Below are 21,835 nucleotides of genomic sequence, written 5' to 3' on the forward strand. Positions count from 1 at the left end.
TGGTTATTCTCCGTAAGCAATTTGATAAGTAATTACTCGACGATGTAGTTTTGTATCGAGTTCGTAATCGCTGAAATCATTCACACGCTCAGCAAAATCAAAGTTTTCTGTTAAGACAGTAAAAATCGGTTTACGTAAAGCGAAGATGTCATCAGGATTGGGACTGTAAATGTCAATCTGTACTGTAAAATCATCAAGATCACCATCTTCAAGGGCTGAATTAGGCGTGATGGTTGGAAACTGATAAACAAGAACAGGGTATTCCTTGTTGGTGTCAGGAATGACTTCATAAAAACAACGCCCTGAAACCAACGGCTTCAAGGCGTTAAAGAGTTGTTGCTGAATCATCTTTTTGCCTCTTTTGATATTTCATCTCTTAAGGTTGAAATGATTTCTTGTAAGGCTTTCTCTTTTTTAGATGAAAAAGCCGGTTGTAAGAATGGCTGTGCCGGCATTTTGGATGTACCAAACTCAAGAAAACGCCAATAAAAAGGATCGTTAGGGTTATAGGCTCCGCTTTTACCTGTTTTGCTCTTAAACTCAAGTATCTTGCTATTTTTAAGCGTACGAACAAAAATAACAGTGCGAACTGAGCCATCTTTTTGTAGTTTAGTACGAGTTACGATTGACTTTCTCAGCGTACCACGTTTACGATGTGGTACTTTCTCTTTGAGTAACGGGGCATTTTCCCTTGCTTGATCTCGGATAATTATGCCACCACGTCGCATTGCTTTCACTGCAATTCGATTTTTTGCTTTACGTTCTAAAGTACTTAATCGTTGCTTTAACTCTTTCAAGCCGGTTACTTTAACGCTTAAATTGACCATTGGATTTTTCCTTACACATCAGTTGAAGTGTTTTATTTAGTCCTCGGTAATTTAGCACTGAGATAATTTCATAGTACTTGCCGTTATGTTCTACTCGCATTGTAGGCTTAATATCTTTACGGTATCTGAGCCAAATTTGTGTAGTTACTTCTGACTGTACCTGTTGAGCTGAAAAATATTCTCGCCCCGAAATCGGCTTGATTTCTGCCCATACGGTCGCTATATCCTGCCATGTTGTAACAAAAGCTCCGTAATCATTTGGGGCGTTAATTTGTTGTTGCAATGTGATACGGTGGCGTAATTTTCCAATTTCCATTTATACCCCCATAATTCGGTAAGGCTGGATAAGCCGCCAAACACCTTCTTCAATTTCTGTTGAAGTTATAGTTCCCACGATAACACTTTCGCGATGTTCATACCAGTGTGCGATAGTCATCAACATAGCTTGTTTGATTGCTGCGTTGACGATTAGCCCATTTGATTCATCTTCCGGCAAGGCATCGATATACAAAGTGCGGTCAATTTTCTGCTCAATATATTCTTTAGCTGCTTGTGCATACTGGCTTAGTAATTTATCTTCATCTTCATGATCAATGCGACAATGCTGTTTAATTAGCTCAAGATCGACTAGCATATATTTCCCCTAAAAGCCCCCGTTAAGGGGCTTGTGATTATTTTCCGGCTGTTTTAGCAACTAATGTTCCTTTGATGAAAGCCTCCGGGCGATAAATTGCAAGAGCTAAGCGTTCTTCGCAAAGAATGGTGACTAAGTTTTTCACGAAGTCATCTTCATTCTCTGTTGATACGGCAATGCCGGATTGTTGGCGGTCAAAAATTTGTGCGCCAAGGCTGAAAGCACCTGTTAAGAATTGCCCTGCAGTCATTGCTTGAGTTTGTACCACCGGTACACCCCACAAGGTGGGTTGGGCTAAACTTTGTGGATTGCCAATAATATTACGACCTTGACCATCTTTTTCTAACTCAATTTTTGCCCAATCAATCGGATTAAGTACAAAACCGTTAGATGGATATTCTGCAAGGACGACTTGTAATAACGCCAAGCGTAATTGGTCAATAATGGTGTATTTTGCTAAGCTTGCCGGATCGGCAAAAGCTGTTGCTTTGGTCATCAATCCTGTTAACCCGCCCGCAGAACCATCACCGTTTAACAGCATACGATCTTCTTTTAATTTAAGACCGTAAATCAAGCGGCCATTGATATGACTTTCAAGCATTGGTGCATCATCTAAAATTTGACGAGAGGCTTTGATAAAGTGAGCAATGGTTTTTACCGGTGTGGTTTCATCACTGAATTGAAGATCAGATTGCGCCTTTTTATCACCCTCTTTCACTTGTGGTGCAGCATTATTCGTAAAACCTGTTTCACGCACATAGGTAATCGCATTGCTTGCGGTTGTACCCGGCGCTAATAAATCACGCAAGGTTAAAATAGTCTGTGGTGGCGTAATAATACCCGGTAAGCGATGTTCAGTGATTAATGCACCTGCGGAACCCGCAGCGTGACTTGTTGCACTTGTAATGGTAGCCTTAATGGATAGGTAAGTTGATTTACCTTTACGAGGATCAGAGGCAAAGGATTTAAAACTCTCCGTTTCCATTAATTTCTGAGCAATAGTTTTTTCCATTTGCTCGCCGCCACCACGACGTGCGGCTTTTTGCTCCAACTCATCTAAGCGATTTTTAGCATCATCCATTGAAGTAAGCGCTTCATCAACTTTTTCTTTCAAGCCCTCTAAGCCTTTCTCGTTATTCGCCATTTTTCCTTGTAATTCTTCACCTAAGTCTTTTACTTGGTCGGTCGCTTTTTTAAACTCGTTGGCGAGCTGTTCAATTGTTTTTTCTGCTTCTGACATATTAATGTTCTCCGGTAATTGATTTGATAATATTTAATGCGTTGCTAATTTGATTTTTTTCAGGCTCGCCCTGAATAAGTTTTTTCAAGCCATGACTAGCAACAGTCACCGCTTGGCTTTTTGAAAACCCTAAATCTCTCAAGGCTTTCTCAAACTCTGCGAGAGTTGGTAAACTGCCTTTAGCTAAAGCAGACTTCACAATATCAACACGACTTTCTTCATTTGCGGGGAATGTCACGACTGAAATTTCTTTTAGGTCGATAGCCAGTAATTCCAATGCATCTTCTTTTTCGTTATATGCCCATTTACTAAGTCGATACCCGATAGATAACCCATCAATGGCACCTGCAAGCATTAACGAGTGGATCTCTTTAGCACGAGCTACATCGTTAATGAGCAAGCGAGCCTCGCCATATAAACCACGGTCATCTTCAACAAGCTTAGTCCACACGCCGATAGGCTGATTTCGGTCATGGTTCCAAAGCACAGGTGGCATTTTGTTTTGTGCGTTCCAACCTTGAATGGACTCCGTGAATGCACCTCGACGAACAATTTCGTCATAAGCATCTTTCACATCAAAAACATTACAATAGCCAGAAAAAAAGCCGTCATCTTTGACGGCTTCCGCTTTGAAAAGTAGGTCTTTAACTTCAATTGTCATTGTCTGTTTCCTTTCCAATTTTATCGATTGACGTTAAATTCAGTTGAACAGTTAGCTGATCTGCACCAGTTACAGGTGGAAGATTTTCTAATGCTCGAACTTCATTACGAGTCATTACACCATTTTGGAGCATTGCAGTATAAAAACTCGCACGCCCAGCACTATCAGCACGAAGTAGACCTTCTACACTAAAACGGGGATAGAACTTTGTTCGTTCATCAGGTTTTAATAATTTGCGTGAGATGGTTTGCTCAATTCGTTTGAGCGTTGGAGTTAATCCGTAAGTTAAGAAGTTTTGGTTAATTTGCTCAGATGATGATGCCCAAGAAGATTCCTTACTTGTGCTATAAATTAACTGCGGTGGAACAATGAAAGCTCGGCATATTTCATCAATGCCAAAATAACGACTTTCTAAGAGCTGTGCATCTTGTGGATTAATCCAGGCACCTGACATATTCGCCGGTTCCATTCCCGCTTCCAGCACCATCCATTTTCCCGCATTTTCAGGTTTACCAAACTCATTTAGTCCATCTCGAACTCGTTTACGCTGATCTTCATTTAATACTCGTTCACCCGTTTTAAGAAAGCCACCTGCTTTTAAATTATTTTTAAAAGCTTTTGATGCTGCATTATTTGCCGCCATTTGTAGCCCCATTACTTGCGCTTGATAACCAATCGGCGATAGACCAATCAACCCGTCAAGAGTGAAACCACGGAAATGTAAAATATCTCTTTCCAGATATTCGCCACCATCCACATTATTTTTGGTGTATTTATAGATAATCTCACCGCTATCATCACGTCTCACACTCATATACTGCGGATCGAATAAATCAAGCGAAACCACTCGTTCACCAATACGGTTAATTCGACAGTAGGCATTACCCCATAAATCAAGGTTAGAAATAACCGCTTCCCAAAACTCACTCGTACACATATCCGCATTGGGCGCATCATGAATAATTTTGTAGAGTGGATGTTCCGTTGCCGCTTTTCGATTACTGTCTCTTAAATGTAATGGCAAAGATGAGATAGCTTGGCTACGTATGCGCACGCACGCCCAAACTGCACTTAACTTTAAAGCATTTTCGGCGGTTACCTGACTGCCGGAATCGCTTGATTGGCTAATAAAGGGGGCTGTTATTGAACCTTTATCTAAGCGTTTACTTCCTGCAAACCAGCGCTCGTAAAAACGTGACCACCAACCTGTATCATTTAATGTATTCATCCGATAATCATATCCTGTAAAAATAAATCAATATCTTGTAGAGTTTCGGTTGTTTCCGAGATACCTCTAGCCATTGCTAAAGCAACCATTCCGTCAATTCGTCCCGTTGCTTTGCACTTTTCAAATTTTCGATTCCCCGCCGGGTCTTTAGTTAATACGGTGTTTGCCGCACACATTGTTAAAACAGGATTCATTCCATGACATAGCTGACCATTGAGCAAATCACTTTCTAAAATATCTATTGCCGGGGACATATCTTTAAAACCTTGACCAAATGGTACTAAAGGTAAGTTAATCCCTTGTAGTTCCATTTCTTTTTTGAAAATATCAATCCGCCAACGGTCAAAAGCGATTGCAGCAATATCAAAATCACTTAAAATTTCCGTTATATCACGTACCACATAGGCATAATCAACGGTTGCTCCCGGTGTTGTTCGGATAAAACCTTGTTTTGCCCAAACGTCATAAGGAGCGCGATCTCGTTTCGCTCTATCTTCCAAACCTATTTCAGGCGTCCAAAAAAATGAGTAAACATTGACTTTGCCATCATAACCTTTAGCAGTCAGCACTAAAGCGGTTAAATCTGTACGAGCTGATAAGTCCAAACCACCATACACCGTTAAACCATTAGGGCTTTGTTGTTCGTTGCCACTCTCTTTCCATACATCAAGGCTGACAAAGGTTGAAACTGTACTTACTCGCTGATTAAGGTTTAGGTTACGGAAAGTATTTTCAAAACTTGGCATACGATTAGCCTTTTCAGCAAGTTTACGAATATCATCTTCGCTACGGAAAATGCTTAATGCGGGATTTGCTTGTTTCCACGCTTTAGGGTCAGTAATTTCTAACGCTTTGTCAGCACTATAAACGTGGCAAACCGTATGTGGATCATGACTATTTATTGCATCATCAATCCAAATTGAGAGTAAATCGCCATCATTTGCTGCTTGAGTGCTGATTGTTAGTAGCAATGGGTTTTTATGAGCACCCTGTGCAGTTGTGATCGCATCAACAAACGCTGATTGTGGCCCTTGAACTTGTCCAACTTCATCAAGAATAGCTAATACCGGTGATAAACCTTGTGCTGTTTTGCCATCAGCAGCTAAAGCCTTATATTCAACATGCATTGGTCTCCCAATTAAACGTTTACCACTCGGTTTAATGTCAACCAGTGCATTCAATTTAGGATTAAGTTGAATCATTTTTACTGCAAGATTAAACACGAGCGCCGCTTGCTCTCGACTTAATGCCCCGCTTACAATTTGACTATTCAAAATAGCAACGGGACCAACTAAGTGAGCCAATAATAAGCATGCAATCAATGCTGTTTTACCATTCTTACGACCAATAGATAAAATACCGTGGCTTGTACCATTAGGATTGTCGTATACATCATAGATATAAATTTTTTGGAAATCTTCTAACTTAATCGGCTGACCAACTAACGCCCCCTCAGGCACAAAACAGTAACGCTCAATAAATGCAATCACTTTTTCTGCTGTTGTCATTAGTTAATAATCCTTGCAATTAAATCGTCATCATCACTGATAGCATTACGCGCTTCTTGGTAAATTTGATTGGTTTTAACTTGATCACGACTTTCGCCATTTGTTGCTCGACTATGGATTTGTAAACTACGACACATTTGAATCTCACGCTTGTACAAATCTTCAACAATGTAATGCAATGGATGCATCTTCATTGTGCCTGTGTCTGTTTTTATCCAACGACGTACTTGTGTAGTTAATTCTTTTTCGTAGTCATCAATTTCAACATATAACTTAGCAAGTTTTACTGCTCTCTGCTGATCAATGGGTGTCCAGCTATCTAACGCTCGACTTGTGATAATACTCTCCCAATACCGCATCTCATTTGCTGTTAATTTTTGTGGCGGTTCGAGAGTTTTTTGTGCAGCTTGAGAGGCTAACATCTTAGCGGTCGAGCTATCAGCACGTAACTTTCGTTTACTCATAAAAGCCCTCCTAAAAGTGTTAAAAAAGGGTAGAAAAACTGTAATAGCGATAAAATGGAGTTCCCGAAGCGGTATTCAGAGCTTTTAATCTGAACTTTTTACCCACCCCTCCCCAAATTGAAAGGATGTGCAGGGTCAATAGGCAAACCGTTTTCATCGCAACCAATATAATTAACTTGTTTTAATTCAGCTTTTTGCTTGGTACTGTCGTGGTGTAATTTGCAAAGCGATTGAAGATTATTAGTCTCAAAGAATAAATTTAAGTTGCCTTTATGCGCTTTGATATGATCCACTACAGTTGCTGGGGTGAGCTTTCCATCTTTCTGACAAAAAACACACAAAGGTTCTTTCGATAAATGGTCCAGGCGTAATTGTTTCCACGCTTTACGGTTATATAAATAATGCCAATCATCACGACTCATATATGTACCAAATAAAAAAGGTGAGCATTGCTCACCTTATAAAGTAATGGCTACTATTGGTGTATCACGTACAACCAACAGCAATATCAACCACAGTTATCATCACCACCCATCATACATAATCCTATTTGCTTAAATCTTCTGTTTGCCATTCCCGAATCTTATCAATTCTGTTCAAGCACATATCACGCTCACGTTTGAGTATCACTGCGTATTGCGTAACATCACCATATGTACGCCCATTAAATGGCGTCTTGTCTAAATTAGCAATTAATACCACCGGTAATTGTGGACAAGCTTTTACTTCAGGCTCATTACTTACGCAAGAACTCAATAACACTGTTAGGAGCATCAGCATTAAAAGCTTCACTATCTTTGACTTGTCTTGAAATAGATTTAACGATTTCATTTGTCTTACTCCTTACATCTGATTCAGCTTTGCTTAGTTCAAGTGTCAACTGTCTGTTATATTCAACATCTGCTTTGAGCTGTGTGATGGTATTGCTCTGTATATTAATCGTTTTTAAGTGCATTTCGATTTCGGCATTTAAGTTATCAATCTTATTTGACTGATAGTAAGCCCAACCACCTAACCCAAAGATAACGACAGCCACACCAAGGCAACACATCATAAACAACCACGTTAAGCCATCTCCAATATTTTTACCAAACATAAGCGCACTACTAATCCTACAAACCTGACAAACACAATGCCTTTTCTTTTTCTCGGCGAATGATTAAGCCTTTCAACTTACGACCGCCTGAATATACCCATCGTGGTAATTCATTACACACACCTTGCCAATCACGAACGTTCGCTTTACGGAATAAGATTGATTTGAATAACCTACCGCACCCCACATTAAAAGTAATTGATACTGTCGCATCAAATACAGATTGCGGCATTTGCTTACCATTCGCCAAGCGATTAACACAACGTTCAGCAATCACAATGTCACTCTTCCAACGACGAGCAATTTCAAGATCTGAGTAAATCTTCTCAGCTTCAATTGCTTCACCGCTAACCGCTGTACTACCAACCCCCACCGTTAAAACATCAGCAGGGCATTTATATGGTTCGCGACGACACCCCTCTGCATTACCGATAATTTCCAACCCATCTACACTTGTACGAAATTCATCTCCATAATTAGCCATCATAATAGCGATTATTGTTAACACTGAACAAGCACCACCAACTTTGCCAAGCGTTCCCCATTTATTACTACTCATCACTAAGCCCCTGTTCTAAACGTTTCACTTTTAATTGATGGATCTGCTCAGCTCGCTCTTCTTCACGCTTTTTAATCTTACGCAGATGATATTTCTCAACTAAATTCACAACGGCTGTTACCGCACCGATAACTAAACTGATTAACGCCAGTAACTCTTGGGCAGACATCAACGAGAAGAAACCACCAATGCCAGCCCACCAATAACTTTGATTGCCAGGGTCTTTAAACATTTTATTTATTACCTTACCCCTGGAATTTGGGGAATAAAAAAGCCCCGACTGGGAAACCAATCAGGGCTATAAAATTCACTCGGTGAACATCACTTACACGACGACCACCATATATTGAAATGATAGGACAAGATGACAAGTTCGTCAATACATTATTTTGATATTTTTTGATTTTTCATTACCTGTTCGAAGAAGAACGAAACCAGTTACCAACAGTTCGTGAATTATTGCTTTTGCTAACTTTAAGTCTTTTTCTACATTACGCTTAACTGTTTTTAAGCTAGGGACCCGAATATTTGACTTACCTGAACACGGTTGCATTTTTATTTCTCCGCAATTCTCACGCAATTTAACCGATATAAAATTTACTGTACGCTTGTTTACGTAATATGAAAATACAATGAAATGCAACAAACTGTCATTCTTCTTGAAGAATTGCTCAATGGTCTGACTAATCATCATACCTGTTTCATCATCGCACATTGGCTCACTTGGCTCTGACGGAATAGCAGATTGCATCAATTTAGCAATAATGTTTAAGCCGGGTTTATCAATTCGACCGCTACGAATCCAAGCTCCCCATTTATACATATATTCATCAACAAACTCTTCCTGTTTATCTGTTAGTGTTAATTCATTAAATTTACGCATTTCCATAATCCCTAATTTTTAAAATAATCATTCCGCCCTTTTTAAATCCTGCTGTAATCATTCTCTTATCGACTAAAATCTGATTGTGATCTTCTTCAATCAAACCGCCAATGGTTAATGCGTCCCATAAAGCCTTTTCTAGATTATCTGGGTCTCTTCGTCTTTTATCTGGATAATAAACCTGCAATACTGTTTGTACTGCACCTTTAAATGGATCGAACTGTTTACAAATTTCTACTACTTGCTCTCGAAATGCTTGTCCTTTCTCTGAAATATAATGTCTACCGTTTCGGGTATGTCGCCAATAATGGTTTACACTTGGTGGATAGGGTAATGCAATTTCAAGCCAATCACTCATAGCTTACCTTCAGCCTCTAATATATCTTGCGTTCTAAAAACAGCATCAGCGTGAGCTTGTCTTACGAAATCATAGTCTAATATACGAGTACGGCGATCAATTTCATCGTGGCAAGCAGAGCAGGCCCAAGCACCTCGTTTATCGCTCGGCTTTTTCGCAATGCCTGTATCCATACGATAATGAGCCAATACAGTTGTTTCAGGATTAAAATTACAAATGCCCGGTAAACGCACCTGACAATCTCTACCTTTAGCTTCTTTTCTCAAATTCACTTTCATTACTTACTCCCAATTCTTCTTCACTCCAACGCTTCCCACAACGTAGCCCTGTACATTCAAACGGCTTGATTTTGTCTATTTCATCTTTTGCTGAATAGCTCCGCCAATCTTTCATATCTGCTCCACATTCGGGGCATTTAACTAAACTTGCATTGTTATTCATCAGTAAAACCCTATTAATTGATTTATTTTGTTATCTAATTCCCATTCATTCTTGTAAATGTTGCAAAGTGTTTCATTCCAAATTACGCCGTACACCGTTTTATAAACATCATTGAATTTTTCTTGGGGCATATTCGCAAATGAGATAGACCAGCGCTCTTTCGTTGTGCCACCATCTTGTGTAGGTTTAATATCGTAAAAGCCAGCTTTTTTCATAACGTGATCGAGATAGGCTTCAAGGGTTTTCATTCCTTCATAATCCAATTTTGCTTCACGATTTGAACGTACTTTGGCTAACACACGCTCTGCAATGGGCTTTGTTACATTCCGGTAGAGATTTTCATCATTTGCAGCAACGGCAATTTCTCTTGCGACAGCTTGTGCTATCCATTCTTCCGCTTGAGTTAATACACTAAATTCAGGCTGCCAATACTCAAACCCTGCATCTAATAGGGCGAAAAATTTTTTGTGATGTTGATAATTTCGGTTGTTACCAATCGGGGTAATTTTGACGGCACTCCCAATCGGCAGATTTTTCAGTAAATTGCGGTCATAATCCGTTTCAGCTACTACAGCACCATTAGCATACTTAACAGCGTGGATTACTGTCTTTTTCTGCTGTTTGCTCGCCATTCCAATGCTCCGAAATCATCAATATGAACGTGGCGGATAACTTGCCCCATATTGCGATGCTTAGGGTCAAATATCGCCAAGTGATTGCCACGGCACACATCTGTCCATTTGTTGGTATCAGGGCTTAAAAATTTAATACGGCCGCCAACAATAAAACGAATTTCCGTTGCTTTCTGTGTAATGAGATAGAACCATTCGGTGCTAATATCTACTGGTAGCAACATCACAACCAAACAGTTATAATTTTCAAATAACTCAACTGCACGCTTGATAAAACTGAGCAGATCGCTAAATGGTGGATTTATAAAAATACGCTCGTTTTCTAGAGGATAGGTCAGAAAATTCATCTCTGGCGTAATGAACTTTTCACACTTGGCATTATGTAGTAACGCCGCACCATCAACGGTAAAACCAAATTCATCATTGATTGGATTGAATACCGAGAGCGATGTAGGGTAAGTGTCTTTGTCAAATTGTTGGTCTGTCATTTTCTATAGCTCTCCCAAGTAAAATTAACTACCGCTCCTTGCCCTTCTCGCATACGATCTAGTACTCGTTCACCAATAAATGCACTTAGTTCACTTTCAGGCAAGTTGCTAATTAGAATGGTTGGACGCATTTCCTCATATCGATTATTGATAATTTCAAACAAAATCATCTGTTCTGATTCACTACCGAACTGCACACCAATTTCATCAATGATTAATAAATCCTGCTTAGAATAGAACCGAATCACTTCATCTTCGCTTTGTTCACTTGCCTTGTTCCAAGTAGATTTCACCTTACGCAAGATCCGCATTGCGGTAGTTAAAAACACTTCCGCCTGATGCTGCTCAATAATTTGGTGGGCAATCGCACAGGCCAAATGATTTTTACCAGTACCGGGGCGACCGCATAACACCAAGCCGCCGCCACTTTTGGCTCTATCTAACCACTTGTCCGCATAACGCTGGCAAGTTCTCAAGGCTAGACTGTTATAAGTCGTTTGCTCAAAATTGCTAAAACTAGCTTCAACAAAGCGTGCAGGAATGCCAGAATTAGCACGCAAGCGGTTAATTTTTCGGTTTTTTTACCTAATTCAATCGCTGAAATCTGTTGTTCTAGCTCTTCCAATTGCAACTTCACGCATTCAGGGCAAGGAGTATTAAAAATTTTCTCTTGTCCTAAAACAGTAATCACACGCTTGTAATTAGTGTAACTACCGTGCTGGTTACATTGAGCAGACTCGGCACTATCCACAGCTCCATCTAAGGGCTTACGAAAGCCTTTAGTACTCTCAAGGCTGGCTTGAAGCGCCTTACGTTTCTCAAGTAATTCATCAAGTTTCATTGCAAGTCCTTAGCCCATTCTGGCAGAATAGTTTCACCATAATTTTTATTAGCAAAGCCCGTTTGATTTGGTCGAGAATTTCCCTGATGGTTGAGTAAATTAACGGACGGCTTTTCATCCTGCCAGCGTTGTTGATTCAGGTAAGTGGACGGATGCAATTTATCAAATCCAAATTGTCCTCTCTGCAACCGCTGCTTGATGTCATCTATCAGCATTAATGCAAATTCACCAAGAGTAAGTTTAGTTTCCGAAGATTGATTATGTTTAACCCAAGCTTTGCGGAAAAAACCAAACGCTCTGTCCTTTCCAATTTTAGGTAAACCTGCTTTCCAAAATTCAGCAAATGCCTGATGATGTTCATCAGGATCGATCTTAATATTTGTATTTTTAGTAGTGTTTTTAACTTGGTATTTTGTGTGTGAACTTACTTCACTAGTCACTAGTGAACTTTCTTCACAGGTGCTATGAACTTTGTTCACTAGTGAACTTTCTTCACAGGTGTAATTTTTAACACTAAAAATCTTCGTACCGCGAGAGCCAGTTCCTTGTGCTAAAAGTCCTAATTCAACGAGACGATTACAGCCATCAATTACCTTGCGGTTGGATAAATTACAGGCTTCCATAAATTGAGAAACCGAAATAGCATCAGCTTCTTTGTTCCAGCCTTTGGTTTTGCGTAAAACAAACAGGTAGATCTTTAATTCAGCCCCTGACAATTCTGCCATCAGTTCATCAACCACCGCATTTGGCACTTGAAAAGAATTAGGAATAAATTTACTCATAACCCTACCACCTTATCTTGTGTAAATTCGCCGTTCCAGTTCTTCTTCATTGGCAATTCGCCTTTGATGTACCACTCGTAAAGTTTGGCCGCCCCTTTACGCAGCAGTACAGGCTTATATGCAAAAAACGGTTCTTTGCCGTGAAGAGCAATTTCACGACTACTCATCGTAATGCTTGATTTTTGTTCTGAAATATTTAATAATTGATTCATCGGAATTACCTTTCGTTACTTATTGATTAACCACCGCTGCAACGGTGTTTTTTTATTGTTTATCATCTGGAAATACATCATCAAAGCTAACGCTTAGACCAAAAGCATTTAAAGCTCTAACAATTTTTCTTCCATCTTGTAGGCTTGGTGTTCGGAGACCTGTTTCATAGTTAGCTATTCTTGGCTGAGTCCAACCAATTTTTTCAGCGAGTTGGGCTTGTGTTACATTCAGTGCTTTTCTGAAATCTGCGATTTTATTCATATAAATTCTCTTTGTGATAATTTTTTATCAATTAAATCACTTTTTGTGATAAATGTAAACTGCGAATTGTGTTTTATAGATATAACGTAGCGTGATATTATTAGATAAAACTCAAAGAGAGGTGCTTTATGGACACACTTGGTGAACGTATTAAAAAGTTTAGAATGGCTCTAGGCTTGAATCAGAAAGACTTTGCTGAAGCTTGTGGCAAGCTAGATACTAGAGAAAAAGCAAGTAAATGGGGGCAATCAAGGATTGGTAATTATGAAACAGGAACAAGGATGCCTGATTTAGAAGATATCCGAATTATTTCTTCGGTATTAAATATTGAACCTTCCGATCTTGCTTTTGGTTCGAGTAATATTATTCCAGCTACTATTGGAACAACTAAAGTTCCTATCATTAGCTATATCCAAGCTGGACAATGGACGGGTATTGATGATTTTCGTGAAACCTGTGGCGATTATGAATATATCCTGACTGATCTTGATGTGTCTGAAAATGCTTTTGCCCTAGAAATCAAAGGGGACTCGATGGAGCCTGATTTTATTGAAGGAGACCGAGTAATTATTGATCCTGATGTACAACCGCACGCCGGTGAGTTTGTGGCTGCAATTAATGGTGATTATGAGGCTACTTTCAAAAAATACCGCCCGTTAGAAGACTTAAACGAATACGGAAGACAACATTTTGAGCTTATCGCTCTTAATCCGGATTACCATAAATTATCAACGCTAAAGCAAGAAATTAGAATTATCGGCACAATGGTAGAACATCGTATTTATCGCAGAAAGAGATAAGGGGAAATAAATATGACAGAATTTAAAGATGTAAAACAGGCTATCGTTGAGGCACAACTTGCATCAACACCAAAGGATAAAATGATCAACAGTATAATGAAAGGTTCTGCCGAATTACTTTCCGCAAATGATATTATCCAAAGGTTAGGTATTGGGGCAGATGAGTTTCAAGAGTTGGTTAATTTGCCTAACCATCATTTGCGTATAAATGGAGGGCTAGGTGCTACTGTGTATAATACAAGAAGAATGTATGAGACTCATATTGAGTTAGTCCATCAAGAATTAGAAAAGAATATTTCATTTCCTAAACCTGATTTATATATTTTGGGGAAAGCTCGTTGGAAAAAAGAAACATTTAAGAAATGGTTGGAAGAACAGTGTAGATAAAGAAAAGGTAGGTTTAAAAAACCTACCTTTCCTGAACCGCAAACAAGCGATTCTCACACTTTACAAAGCGATCCAGCTCCTACGTCTGGGGCTTCGGGTCCGTTGCCAGTACAAGCATTATTACATTAAACTAAACTTGAGTAAAGGAAAATATGTTGTCCAAACAAGTGATAAGCATTTCAGAAAGTCGGCTGAGTACATATTTATTTTGCTTTTTCCGAAATGATCCCACAAAACAGAAAGAAGCGATTGCAATTTATACTGCCTTGCAACATCGAACAGGAATTTATTTTTCATTGATTCAAGAAATAGAGGTGGCACTAAGAAATGAAGTCAGTCAGTTGTTACGCCTTGCTGCACCTAATCATAATTTATACGAATTCTTTCATTTTCTAGCGAATGATAGTAATGCTCCTCTTAATGCAGAATCTAAACGCCAGCTACAAAAAGCCATTAGTGAATGTGGGCGTAACTACAATGAAAATGATATCATTTCTCACATTTCTTTTGGATTTTGGGTAAATCTGTTTAATTATGATATAAAGCGTAATCAACATGTTGCCTACTGGCAAAGTGTATTAAAGCCTATTTTTGGACATAGATTTAGTAATTTTAAGGATTTATACAATACATTAAAGCAAATTATGCGTTTTAGAAATCGGCTGTATCATCAAGAAGTGGTTTGGAATAAGCGAATTGCTAAGAAACCAACGCACGCACTAGAGAATTTAGAAAAAACTTACAAGCAATTTGAGTTAGCACTACAAAAAATAGCACCTGAACGATTTGTGTTTCGTCAGCTTTCACAAGCACTTATTTGGCAACGCCAAATTTTCTTCGACCAACAAATTTTTGAGGCTGAAATAGTTATTTTGCCCCAACATATCTAATCAAAAAAGCTACGCATCTACGTAGCTTTTTCCCGATTAAAAATGTTTCCATTCTAAACCTTGTGTATCAAAGGTAAATTGCCCTTTGCCATAATTGTAAAAGCTCGCTTCTACAATCAGCTTCTTAGATTTTTTCAGCTTATCTACAAAAGTTTTCATCGCTTTTGCATTTTCAATGAAAAGTGCATCATTGCTGCCGCCATCTGCTCCAACCATTCGATAACTTTCCAATTTACCATCATCAAACTTCACCGTAATTTTACAACTATCAATCATACAGCCATTAAACTGCCCATGAATACTGAAAATGATATCATTGCCATATTTAGGGTCTTTGCGTAGCATTAAATTCAGTCCGGATGAATCATACGGAAAACCAAAATCTATTGTATTAGTCGATCTTATTCTCGCAAGATAAGTTGTAGCATTACGCAGTTCATCTTTCTCTTGCTCATATTCCCACTTAGATTTTTCAGCGGTAACTTCCTCTTTACCGGCATCTTTTTTTACAAAGATACTATCGTAACATTCCAAGCGTTTTGTACTATCCTCAATCTTAGTACAACTTTCCCCTGTTTCGTTAGCTAAAGCAAAAGCGGGTAAACAACATAAAGTCATCAGTAGTTTTTTCATATAACCTCCATAGAAATCCTTTCTTATTTTCTCAAAAGCGTGGTTTTCGGTCTGTGATCAAGCTCGCAATCTCAATAATTATACTTTGATCGTTTAAAAAATAGGCGATTAAATCCCCCCCCTAAACCTTTAGAAATCAATGATTTATCACAATTAGTGATATTTTCACTAAAAAAATATCACATTTTGTTATTTACATTTAAATCACTTTACGTGATAATAAGCCCATCAAAACGAGCTACCCAATAGCTCAACGTTCTTTAAAAATTCATTTAAAAAAACATGGCGCATAACGGTACTAAGCGGTCGTTAGATTGAAAGCCCTAACCTACTTAGTAACGCCATGTTTTGAATATCTGTAGAAGCAGAAGCCAGTGAAAAACGGTGCAGTTGCCGAAAGTGGAAGCAAGCAGGTATAACAGCAAACGCAGCTAAACGCGTGACACTTGGAGAGACAAGAATTTCAATAAACCGCATTTAGCGATTTAATCCTTATGTTTTGAATTGTGGTTTTTTCATCCTTGCTAAGTGCGGTTTATTAAGAGAGAAAAAGAACGCAAGTTTCTTGTAACTTGCTTGAACAGTGGCAGGTATAAAATCACTGTTCATTCAAAACAGCATTCAGTGTTCCGCCAAAGATCCGGTAACACGTACGGTTACCATTTAAAGATAACAAGCCAGAACTGAATGCCGTTCTGAATGATTTTGCTACTACTATGTACTTGACATAGTACTCCTTTGCCCTCCTTGTGAGGGCTTTTTAACCCAAATTTATCTAATCCAAGATAAGGAAACAAAATGACAGAACAAACACAAAAGAAATATGAACTACTCAAAGAATACAAAATAAAGTATCTAGGCAGAACACTCTACCGTATAAAAGCACTTATTACATTTGGTGTGGTTTCTGTAGGCGAATTAGGTGGTTATATCGAGACAGAGAAAAATTTAGATCATGATGGCAATGCTTGGGTGTTCGATGATGCTCGGGTGTGCGGTGATGCTCGGGTGTGCGGTGATGCTCGGGTGTGCGGTAATGCTTGGGTGCACGGTGATGCTCGGGTGTGCGGTAATGCTTGGGTGCACGGTAATGCTGAGGTGTACGGTGATGCTGAGGTGTTCGGTGATGCTCAGGTGTACGGTAATGCTGAGGTGTACGGTGATGCTGAGGTGTTCGATGATGCTCGGGTGTGCGGTGATGCTCGGGTGTGCGGTAATGCTTGGGTGCACGGTAATGCTGAGGTGTACGGTGATGCTGAGGTGTTCGGTGATGCTCAGGTGTACGGTAATGCTGAGGTGTTCGGTGATGCTCAGGTGTACGGTGATGCTGAGGTGTTCGGTGATGCTCGGGTGAAATCTTTTGCGGTTATCTCTGAACGAAAAATGATTTTTTTGGCAAGCAACATTGGCTCAGAAAATGGAACGCTCACCGTATTTAATGGAAAAAATGGATTAATTGTTACTCGAGGTTGCTTTACAGGTACGATGGACGAGTTTCTCTTAAAATCAAAAGAAGTCCACGATGACAAAACTCATCATGAATACAAACTGTTGATTGAGGTTGCTAAAAGCAGAATTCTTAACTAACTCGCTATCTAGGCGAGCTATTACGCAAAAATAATTTGACACCACCGCCTACAACGGCTAAGATAACCGCACTTACTTACACATAGCGGTTATCCGCACCCGATAGCATAGCGGTTTTTTTATGCCTAAAATCTACCTCTGCAGATCTGCAGAGCTTAGAAAATCCGAATTATGATCGGGGCGAGAGAGCGATATACAATACATCTGAATAAGCTCCGCCAACTATGTGTGGTAAGTTGAACCCCGATCACCTACTTAATGATCGGATTAACTTAAATCACATAGAAAGGGCATAAAAATGTCAAACTTAACAATTCTAAACACAACCATTCGTCAAATTGACAATTTATTCAGCTTAAACGAACTGCACAAACTTTCTGGCAGTGAAAGCAAACATCAACCAACATTTTTTATTCGCTTAGATACAACTAAAGATCTTGTGGCAGAAATTCAAAAGCAAGACCCGAATAATCAAGCAATTCTTTCAAAAAATGGCATTGGCACATACGCCTGCAAAGAAATCGTCATCGCCTACGCTGCGTGGATTTCGCCACAATTTCATCTTGTGGTTTTGCGAGCCTTCCTCAACCAGTTGGAAAATTCGCAAAAAACTGAACAAACCGCACTTCCTGCACCAACTACCCTCACACCTGAGGAACAATATATGGTGCAAAATGCGGTTAAAGCTACACACGAAAAAACAGGCTTAAGCTATGGCGAAATTTGGGCGAGAACTAAAAACAAATTCAAAGTTGCTAAATATGAACAAATCGAACGCTCACAACTTAATGAAGTATTGACGTACATCACCTCGTTAACCATAACACGCACAGTCAGTCAAAATGAAGTTATTCTTTCTGTAGACTTATTCGAAGCAATTATGAAACATACTCGACTAGCTAAAAAGCTTGCTGAACAAACAGAAATCTTTCATCGTCAACTCTTTTTAATGCTCGGACTTGAACGCCACATTCGAAACGATATTGGAGCATTGTCTTATGACGTTGCTCATGAGTTTAATCCGTGGCTACAGCAAGGTGAAGCAATTTTAAAACAGCACCAGCAACTCGCTCTGCCTCGTTTTTAAAAATTAACTAAAAACTCACCGCACTTTTCAACAGCTCAAGTGCGGTGGCAACACTCAACCTAAATTCAGTAAATTGACCAAAAAGGAAACAAAAAATGAATAAATTATTAATCTCATTTTACAGATGGCTTGGCTTTATCGTTCTTATCGTGGCTATTTTTCTTAGCACTCTACTTGTCTTTGCCTATTTTCACCCAGCGTTTGCTCAATATGGAAAACTCTCCCCCGAAGCACAACTTGCTTACGATGAAGAAATGGCAAGAATTGAATGGATTTCACGCAAGGGCGATATACCGCCACCGCCTACCCAAGCCGATGTAGACTACATGCAAAAATACACCGAACAACTACAAGCACAGTATGACAAGGAGAGGAAATGAAGATGAATAGCTACAAAATCCAAATTTTACAAAATCCAATCAGTAAAAAATTTTATGGGGAAGTTTGGATAGATGATGTGAGAGAGTACTGCACTTGCAATCCGATGATGAGCGAAATCATCGCCATTAAAGCGACAAACAAAGCAATCGACATCATCAACATGACAAAAGAATTAAAAGGGATAAAGAAACTACCTATGCTTCAGGAGAAACTGGGCGTTCCGGCTATTGAATGGAAAAATCCAATGTTAAGTGCGGTAATCAAGAGCGAGCGAGGTAAACCAATACACAAGGTTCAACATTGTCAATTTGATGAAGAGGGTAATTTATCTATTAAGTTAGATCGCCAAACAAGACATCACAGCGTATTAACCTTTGACTTAGCCTCTATTGAAAAATTAAAAACGCTACTTTTAAAAGGAAAGAAAAAATGAACGATATGCAATTAATTCAAGCGGTAGATAGACATTTTGACCATATGGCAGAAGCATATTTTGGTGAAGACATTGAGGATAGTTTGGAATTTAAACGAGTGCGTACCGAAGTTTTGATGGAACTACAAGATCCAAACAGCCAAATTTACAGCCAATTTTATGATGAGTTAGACAATAGCGAAGATTACCATATCGCACTTGGGAGCGGTGCGATGATGGATATTATCGAAACAAGACAACAAGCTATAGAAAAAGTGATCAAGGCACAATTTTTTATGCGAAAGCAGAGAATGATGATAGTGATTACTGGAAACAAACAATGAGAGGTTAACAATGCTAGATGTTGACAAACAACCAGAATGGGAAAACCCAAAACACGGCGTATTCAGTCCACATTCTCAATTTAAAACTTGCGATAACATCAACCGATTTTTACGCAAACTAAAATCAAAAAAAACTAACAAGGAGCAACAAAATGAAAATCTATTTAGACATTGAAACAATCCCAACTCAAAACGCCGATTTCCAAGCCTATGTAACGGAAACGCTGAAACCACCAGCAAACTACAAAAGTGAAGATACCATTGCGAAATGGTTTGAGCAGAACAAAGGCGAAGCGGTGGCGAAAACCGCACTAGACGGCACTTTTGGCGAAATTGCTGTAATTGGTGTAGCAATCAATGACGAACCGCCAGTGCTATTCTACCGTGAAGATTGGCAATCAGCAGACCGTGAAGCAGATATTCTGGCACGTTTTAACGACTTCCTGCGTGAAAAAGCGAATAAATGCAATACCGTTCCACAATTCATCGGGCATAACATTACCAAATTTGATGACCGTTTTCTTTTCCAACGTTCGGTAATTAACGGTGTAAAACCTTATTACACCGCCAGTCGTCACAATATCTACGACACAATGACGGAATGGGCAGGATACGGTAACAAAGTATCACTTGATAAATTATGTAAAGTGCTAGATGTTGAGCAAAAAGGCGATATTGACGGTTCAAAAGTATGGCAATACGTTCAAGACGGCAAAATTGCCGAAGTAGCAGAATACTGTGCGAAAGATGTTGAGCGTGTCCGCCAAATCTACAAACGAATGACTTTTACGGAGTAATCACAATGCAATTCCAAAAAGCAGAACGCAAAAAATCCAAACTTCGCTTGGCTTTAACCGGTCCTAGCGGTTCAGGGAAAACTTACGGTGCATTGCTTACTGCAAAAGGCATTGGCGGCAGAATTGCCGTGATTGACACAGAAAAAGGGAGTGCTTCCCTTTATTCTGACATCGTCGATTTTGATGTCTTAGAACTCTCCGCCCCTTATACACCTGAACGCTACCGCCAAGCGGTGCAACTTGCCGTAAATAATGGCTTTAACGTGATTATTATCGACAGTATCACGCACGAATGGTCGGGGGCTGGCGGTTGTTTAGAGTTAAATGACGAAATCGCCAAGGCAAAATTCAAAGGGAATACGTGGAGTGCGTGGAGTGAAACCAAAGCACGCCATCGTGCTTTAATTGATGATCTGCTTGCTTGCCCTGCTCACATCATTGTAACAATGCGAAGTAAAACTGAAACCACTCAAGCAGAAGTAAACGGTCGCAAACAGGTTCAAAAGCTGGGAATGAAAGCGGAACAAAATGACGGTATTGAGTATGAATTTACTACCGTGTTAGATTTAATCCACGACGGTAATTTTGCTCAACCAAGCAAGGACCGTACAGGGTTATTTCCACCTAACGGCAATCCGTTCAGACTATCCGTTGAAACAGGGCAAAAGCTCGTGGAATGGTTAGAGAGCGGTGTGGATTTGGAGCTGGAACGTTTGAAAAAAGCGGAGGCTCACAAAGATAAAATGCTTGAAAAGATTAATGAAGCTGACACCAATGAGCGTATTGAAGAAATGCGTAAATATGTGGATGAAAAATTCGTTGAATATCCGCAACTGTTATCGGAGCTAATTCAAGCTATTGAAGTGCGTAAACTCAATATCAATAATCAAGAGGGCTAATTATGGCAGGCGTAAACAAAGCTATCGTCGTCGGACGTTTAGGCAACGATCCTGAAATGCGAACACTACCAAACGGCGATCCAGTCGCTAAGATTAGCGTTGCAACATCGGAAGAATGGACCGATAAGAATACAGGCGAGAAAAAGCAAAATACGGAATGGCACACTATTATCGCCTTTCGCAAATTAGCCGACATCATCGGTCAATATCTGAAAAAAGGCTCACAAGTCTATGTTGAGGGCAAACTACGCACTCGCAAATGGCAAGCCCAAGACGGCACAGACCGCTGGACGACCGAAATCATCGCCGACCGGCTAAAAATGCTCGGTAGCTCAAACAGCGGAAACAGCAATAATAATTGGGCAACCGAACCGGCAGGAAACCCACCACCAACCAATCCATATAACCACGTAATGACAGATTCAGAATCACGAGATTTTGATGATGATATTCCGTTTTGAATGTATAGGAACATTGTTATACTAGCCTTAAGGTTGTAAAC

Annotated in this window: 37 protein-coding genes; 11 read left to right on the plus strand and 26 right to left on the minus strand. The window is 39.5% G+C overall.

Features of this window, described 5'->3' with window-relative positions; all coding sequences use genetic code 11:
- Nucleotides 1-3: 3 nt before the first annotated feature.
- The 25 genes from CFY87_RS03690 to CFY87_RS03805 all read right to left on the minus strand — a co-directional run bounded on the left by CFY87_RS03690 (nucleotide 4) and on the right by CFY87_RS03805 (nucleotide 13,116).
- Nucleotides 4-348 (minus strand): DUF3168 domain-containing protein, encoded by a 345-nt coding sequence (locus CFY87_RS03690; RefSeq protein WP_094945929.1) that lies wholly within the window; start codon nucleotides 346-348, stop codon nucleotides 4-6.
- The gene (locus CFY87_RS03695; RefSeq protein ID WP_094945930.1) at nucleotides 345-827 is read right to left on the minus strand and encodes an HK97-gp10 family putative phage morphogenesis protein; all 483 of its coding nucleotides are present in this window, start codon (nucleotides 825-827) and stop codon (nucleotides 345-347) included. Before CFY87_RS03695 ends, CFY87_RS03690 begins: the two co-directional genes overlap by 4 nt.
- Nucleotides 808-1,143, minus strand: coding sequence for a phage head closure protein (locus CFY87_RS03700; protein ID WP_094945931.1), 336 nt, complete (start codon nucleotides 1,141-1,143; stop codon nucleotides 808-810). Before CFY87_RS03700 ends, CFY87_RS03695 begins: the two co-directional genes overlap by 20 nt.
- Nucleotides 1,144-1,461 carry a head-tail connector protein gene (locus CFY87_RS03705; RefSeq protein WP_094945932.1) on the minus strand — a complete coding sequence of 106 codons (318 nt, stop codon included), beginning with the start codon at nucleotides 1,459-1,461 and terminating at the stop codon, nucleotides 1,144-1,146. It lies immediately after the preceding gene.
- Nucleotides 1,462-1,498: 37 nt separating this feature from the next.
- Nucleotides 1,499-2,701, minus strand: coding sequence for a phage major capsid protein (locus CFY87_RS03710; RefSeq protein ID WP_094945933.1), 1,203 nt, complete (start codon nucleotides 2,699-2,701; stop codon nucleotides 1,499-1,501).
- 1 nt (nucleotide 2,702) lies between these two features.
- Nucleotides 2,703-3,362, minus strand: a complete 660-nt coding sequence (locus CFY87_RS03715) for an HK97 family phage prohead protease (protein ID WP_094945934.1) — start codon at nucleotides 3,360-3,362, stop codon at nucleotides 2,703-2,705.
- A complete protein-coding gene (locus tag CFY87_RS03720) occupies nucleotides 3,352-4,590 on the minus strand; it encodes a phage portal protein (RefSeq protein ID WP_094945935.1) in 1,239 nt (412 codons plus the stop codon). The genes CFY87_RS03715 and CFY87_RS03720 overlap by 11 nt, the downstream gene beginning before the upstream one ends.
- Nucleotides 4,587-6,098 carry a terminase large subunit gene (locus CFY87_RS03725; protein ID WP_094945936.1) on the minus strand — a complete coding sequence of 504 codons (1,512 nt, stop codon included), beginning with the start codon at nucleotides 6,096-6,098 and terminating at the stop codon, nucleotides 4,587-4,589. The genes CFY87_RS03720 and CFY87_RS03725 overlap by 4 nt, the downstream gene beginning before the upstream one ends.
- A complete protein-coding gene (locus tag CFY87_RS03730) occupies nucleotides 6,098-6,562 on the minus strand; it encodes a hypothetical protein (protein ID WP_094945937.1) in 465 nt (154 codons plus the stop codon). Before CFY87_RS03730 ends, CFY87_RS03725 begins: the two co-directional genes overlap by 1 nt.
- A gap of 98 nt (nucleotides 6,563-6,660) precedes the next feature.
- Nucleotides 6,661-6,984 carry an HNH endonuclease signature motif containing protein gene (locus CFY87_RS03735; RefSeq protein ID WP_094945938.1) on the minus strand — a complete coding sequence of 108 codons (324 nt, stop codon included), beginning with the start codon at nucleotides 6,982-6,984 and terminating at the stop codon, nucleotides 6,661-6,663.
- 124 nt (nucleotides 6,985-7,108) lie between these two features.
- Nucleotides 7,109-7,318 (minus strand): Rz1-like lysis system protein LysC, encoded by a 210-nt coding sequence (gene lysC, locus CFY87_RS11885; RefSeq protein ID WP_419670243.1) that lies wholly within the window; start codon nucleotides 7,316-7,318, stop codon nucleotides 7,109-7,111.
- Nucleotides 7,299-7,658, minus strand: a complete 360-nt coding sequence (locus tag CFY87_RS03745) for a DUF2570 family protein (RefSeq protein ID WP_094945940.1) — start codon at nucleotides 7,656-7,658, stop codon at nucleotides 7,299-7,301. Before CFY87_RS03745 ends, lysC begins: the two co-directional genes overlap by 20 nt.
- Before the next feature lie 16 nt (nucleotides 7,659-7,674).
- Entirely contained in the window at nucleotides 7,675-8,217 is a 543-nt protein-coding gene (locus CFY87_RS03750; RefSeq protein WP_094945941.1) for a lysozyme, read from the minus strand.
- Nucleotides 8,210-8,449, minus strand: coding sequence for a hypothetical protein (locus CFY87_RS03755; protein ID WP_094945942.1), 240 nt, complete (start codon nucleotides 8,447-8,449; stop codon nucleotides 8,210-8,212). Before CFY87_RS03755 ends, CFY87_RS03750 begins: the two co-directional genes overlap by 8 nt.
- A gap of 144 nt (nucleotides 8,450-8,593) precedes the next feature.
- Nucleotides 8,594-9,100, minus strand: a complete 507-nt coding sequence (locus CFY87_RS03760) for an antiterminator Q family protein (RefSeq protein ID WP_094945943.1) — start codon at nucleotides 9,098-9,100, stop codon at nucleotides 8,594-8,596.
- Complete coding sequence (locus CFY87_RS03765; protein WP_094945944.1) at nucleotides 9,093-9,458, minus strand: RusA family crossover junction endodeoxyribonuclease; 366 nt, start codon at nucleotides 9,456-9,458, stop codon at nucleotides 9,093-9,095. Before CFY87_RS03765 ends, CFY87_RS03760 begins: the two co-directional genes overlap by 8 nt.
- On the minus strand, nucleotides 9,455-9,736 hold the full coding sequence (locus tag CFY87_RS03770; RefSeq protein ID WP_094945945.1) for a DUF1364 domain-containing protein: 282 nt from the start codon (nucleotides 9,734-9,736) through the stop codon (nucleotides 9,455-9,457). The genes CFY87_RS03765 and CFY87_RS03770 overlap by 4 nt, the downstream gene beginning before the upstream one ends.
- Nucleotides 9,708-9,899 carry a hypothetical protein gene (locus CFY87_RS03775; protein ID WP_094945946.1) on the minus strand — a complete coding sequence of 64 codons (192 nt, stop codon included), beginning with the start codon at nucleotides 9,897-9,899 and terminating at the stop codon, nucleotides 9,708-9,710. The genes CFY87_RS03770 and CFY87_RS03775 overlap by 29 nt, the downstream gene beginning before the upstream one ends.
- The gene (locus CFY87_RS03780) at nucleotides 9,899-10,531 is read right to left on the minus strand and encodes a DUF1367 family protein (protein WP_094945947.1); all 633 of its coding nucleotides are present in this window, start codon (nucleotides 10,529-10,531) and stop codon (nucleotides 9,899-9,901) included. The genes CFY87_RS03775 and CFY87_RS03780 overlap by 1 nt, the downstream gene beginning before the upstream one ends.
- Nucleotides 10,501-11,019, minus strand: coding sequence for a DNA N-6-adenine-methyltransferase (locus CFY87_RS03785; protein ID WP_094945948.1), 519 nt, complete (start codon nucleotides 11,017-11,019; stop codon nucleotides 10,501-10,503). Before CFY87_RS03785 ends, CFY87_RS03780 begins: the two co-directional genes overlap by 31 nt.
- Nucleotides 11,016-11,495 (minus strand): ATP-binding protein, encoded by a 480-nt coding sequence (locus CFY87_RS12140; RefSeq protein ID WP_236757344.1) that lies wholly within the window; start codon nucleotides 11,493-11,495, stop codon nucleotides 11,016-11,018. The genes CFY87_RS03785 and CFY87_RS12140 overlap by 4 nt, the downstream gene beginning before the upstream one ends.
- A 2-nt stretch (nucleotides 11,496-11,497) precedes the next feature.
- Nucleotides 11,498-11,860, minus strand: coding sequence for a hypothetical protein (locus CFY87_RS12145; protein ID WP_143226159.1), 363 nt, complete (start codon nucleotides 11,858-11,860; stop codon nucleotides 11,498-11,500).
- Nucleotides 11,857-12,642, minus strand: coding sequence for a replication protein (locus CFY87_RS03795; protein ID WP_094945950.1), 786 nt, complete (start codon nucleotides 12,640-12,642; stop codon nucleotides 11,857-11,859). The genes CFY87_RS12145 and CFY87_RS03795 overlap by 4 nt, the downstream gene beginning before the upstream one ends.
- A complete protein-coding gene (locus CFY87_RS03800; protein WP_236757345.1) occupies nucleotides 12,639-12,854 on the minus strand; it encodes a hypothetical protein in 216 nt (71 codons plus the stop codon). The genes CFY87_RS03795 and CFY87_RS03800 overlap by 4 nt, the downstream gene beginning before the upstream one ends.
- A gap of 52 nt (nucleotides 12,855-12,906) precedes the next feature.
- On the minus strand, nucleotides 12,907-13,116 hold the full coding sequence (locus CFY87_RS03805) for a helix-turn-helix transcriptional regulator (RefSeq protein WP_094945951.1): 210 nt from the start codon (nucleotides 13,114-13,116) through the stop codon (nucleotides 12,907-12,909).
- Nucleotides 13,117-13,244: 128 nt separating this feature from the next.
- Between CFY87_RS03805 and CFY87_RS03810 the strand changes: the two genes are divergently transcribed.
- The 3 genes from CFY87_RS03810 to CFY87_RS03820 all read left to right on the plus strand — a co-directional run bounded on the left by CFY87_RS03810 (nucleotide 13,245) and on the right by CFY87_RS03820 (nucleotide 15,193).
- The gene (locus tag CFY87_RS03810) at nucleotides 13,245-13,916 is read left to right on the plus strand and encodes a LexA family transcriptional regulator (protein ID WP_094945952.1); all 672 of its coding nucleotides are present in this window, start codon (nucleotides 13,245-13,247) and stop codon (nucleotides 13,914-13,916) included.
- A 12-nt stretch (nucleotides 13,917-13,928) separates the two neighbouring features.
- On the plus strand, nucleotides 13,929-14,303 hold the full coding sequence (locus tag CFY87_RS03815; RefSeq protein ID WP_094945953.1) for a hypothetical protein: 375 nt from the start codon (nucleotides 13,929-13,931) through the stop codon (nucleotides 14,301-14,303).
- Nucleotides 14,304-14,455: 152 nt separating this feature from the next.
- Nucleotides 14,456-15,193 (plus strand): Abi family protein, encoded by a 738-nt coding sequence (locus tag CFY87_RS03820; protein WP_094945954.1) that lies wholly within the window; start codon nucleotides 14,456-14,458, stop codon nucleotides 15,191-15,193.
- A gap of 36 nt (nucleotides 15,194-15,229) precedes the next feature.
- Here the strand turns inward: CFY87_RS03820 and CFY87_RS03825 are convergent, their stop codons facing one another.
- Entirely contained in the window at nucleotides 15,230-15,826 is a 597-nt protein-coding gene (locus CFY87_RS03825) for a hypothetical protein (protein WP_094945955.1), read from the minus strand.
- Between the two features lie 798 nt (nucleotides 15,827-16,624).
- Here CFY87_RS03825 and CFY87_RS03830 point away from each other — a divergent pair.
- The 8 genes from CFY87_RS03830 to ssb all read left to right on the plus strand — a co-directional run bounded on the left by CFY87_RS03830 (nucleotide 16,625) and on the right by ssb (nucleotide 21,794).
- Nucleotides 16,625-17,413, plus strand: a complete 789-nt coding sequence (locus CFY87_RS03830) for a hypothetical protein (protein WP_094945956.1) — start codon at nucleotides 16,625-16,627, stop codon at nucleotides 17,411-17,413.
- A gap of 298 nt (nucleotides 17,414-17,711) precedes the next feature.
- Complete coding sequence (locus CFY87_RS12150; protein ID WP_174904590.1) at nucleotides 17,712-18,500, plus strand: KilA-N domain-containing protein; 789 nt, start codon at nucleotides 17,712-17,714, stop codon at nucleotides 18,498-18,500.
- Nucleotides 18,501-18,595: 95 nt separating this feature from the next.
- Nucleotides 18,596-18,880, plus strand: coding sequence for a hypothetical protein (locus CFY87_RS03850; RefSeq protein WP_094945957.1), 285 nt, complete (start codon nucleotides 18,596-18,598; stop codon nucleotides 18,878-18,880).
- A 2-nt stretch (nucleotides 18,881-18,882) separates the two neighbouring features.
- A complete protein-coding gene (locus CFY87_RS03855) occupies nucleotides 18,883-19,314 on the plus strand; it encodes a hypothetical protein (RefSeq protein WP_236757346.1) in 432 nt (143 codons plus the stop codon).
- The gene (locus CFY87_RS03860; RefSeq protein WP_012341674.1) at nucleotides 19,311-19,637 is read left to right on the plus strand and encodes a hypothetical protein; all 327 of its coding nucleotides are present in this window, start codon (nucleotides 19,311-19,313) and stop codon (nucleotides 19,635-19,637) included. The genes CFY87_RS03855 and CFY87_RS03860 overlap by 4 nt, the downstream gene beginning before the upstream one ends.
- A gap of 152 nt (nucleotides 19,638-19,789) precedes the next feature.
- A complete protein-coding gene (locus CFY87_RS03865; protein WP_094945959.1) occupies nucleotides 19,790-20,434 on the plus strand; it encodes a ribonuclease H-like domain-containing protein in 645 nt (214 codons plus the stop codon).
- A 5-nt stretch (nucleotides 20,435-20,439) separates the two neighbouring features.
- Nucleotides 20,440-21,333, plus strand: coding sequence for an ATP-binding protein (locus tag CFY87_RS03870; protein WP_080549937.1), 894 nt, complete (start codon nucleotides 20,440-20,442; stop codon nucleotides 21,331-21,333).
- A gap of 2 nt (nucleotides 21,334-21,335) precedes the next feature.
- Entirely contained in the window at nucleotides 21,336-21,794 is a 459-nt protein-coding gene (gene ssb, locus CFY87_RS03875; RefSeq protein WP_094945961.1) for a single-stranded DNA-binding protein, read from the plus strand.
- Nucleotides 21,795-21,835 lie beyond the last annotated feature (41 nt).

The organism is Actinobacillus seminis (genome assembly GCF_002263215.1).
GTDB classification, from domain to species: Bacteria; Pseudomonadota; Gammaproteobacteria; order Enterobacterales; family Pasteurellaceae; genus Actinobacillus_B; species Actinobacillus_B seminis.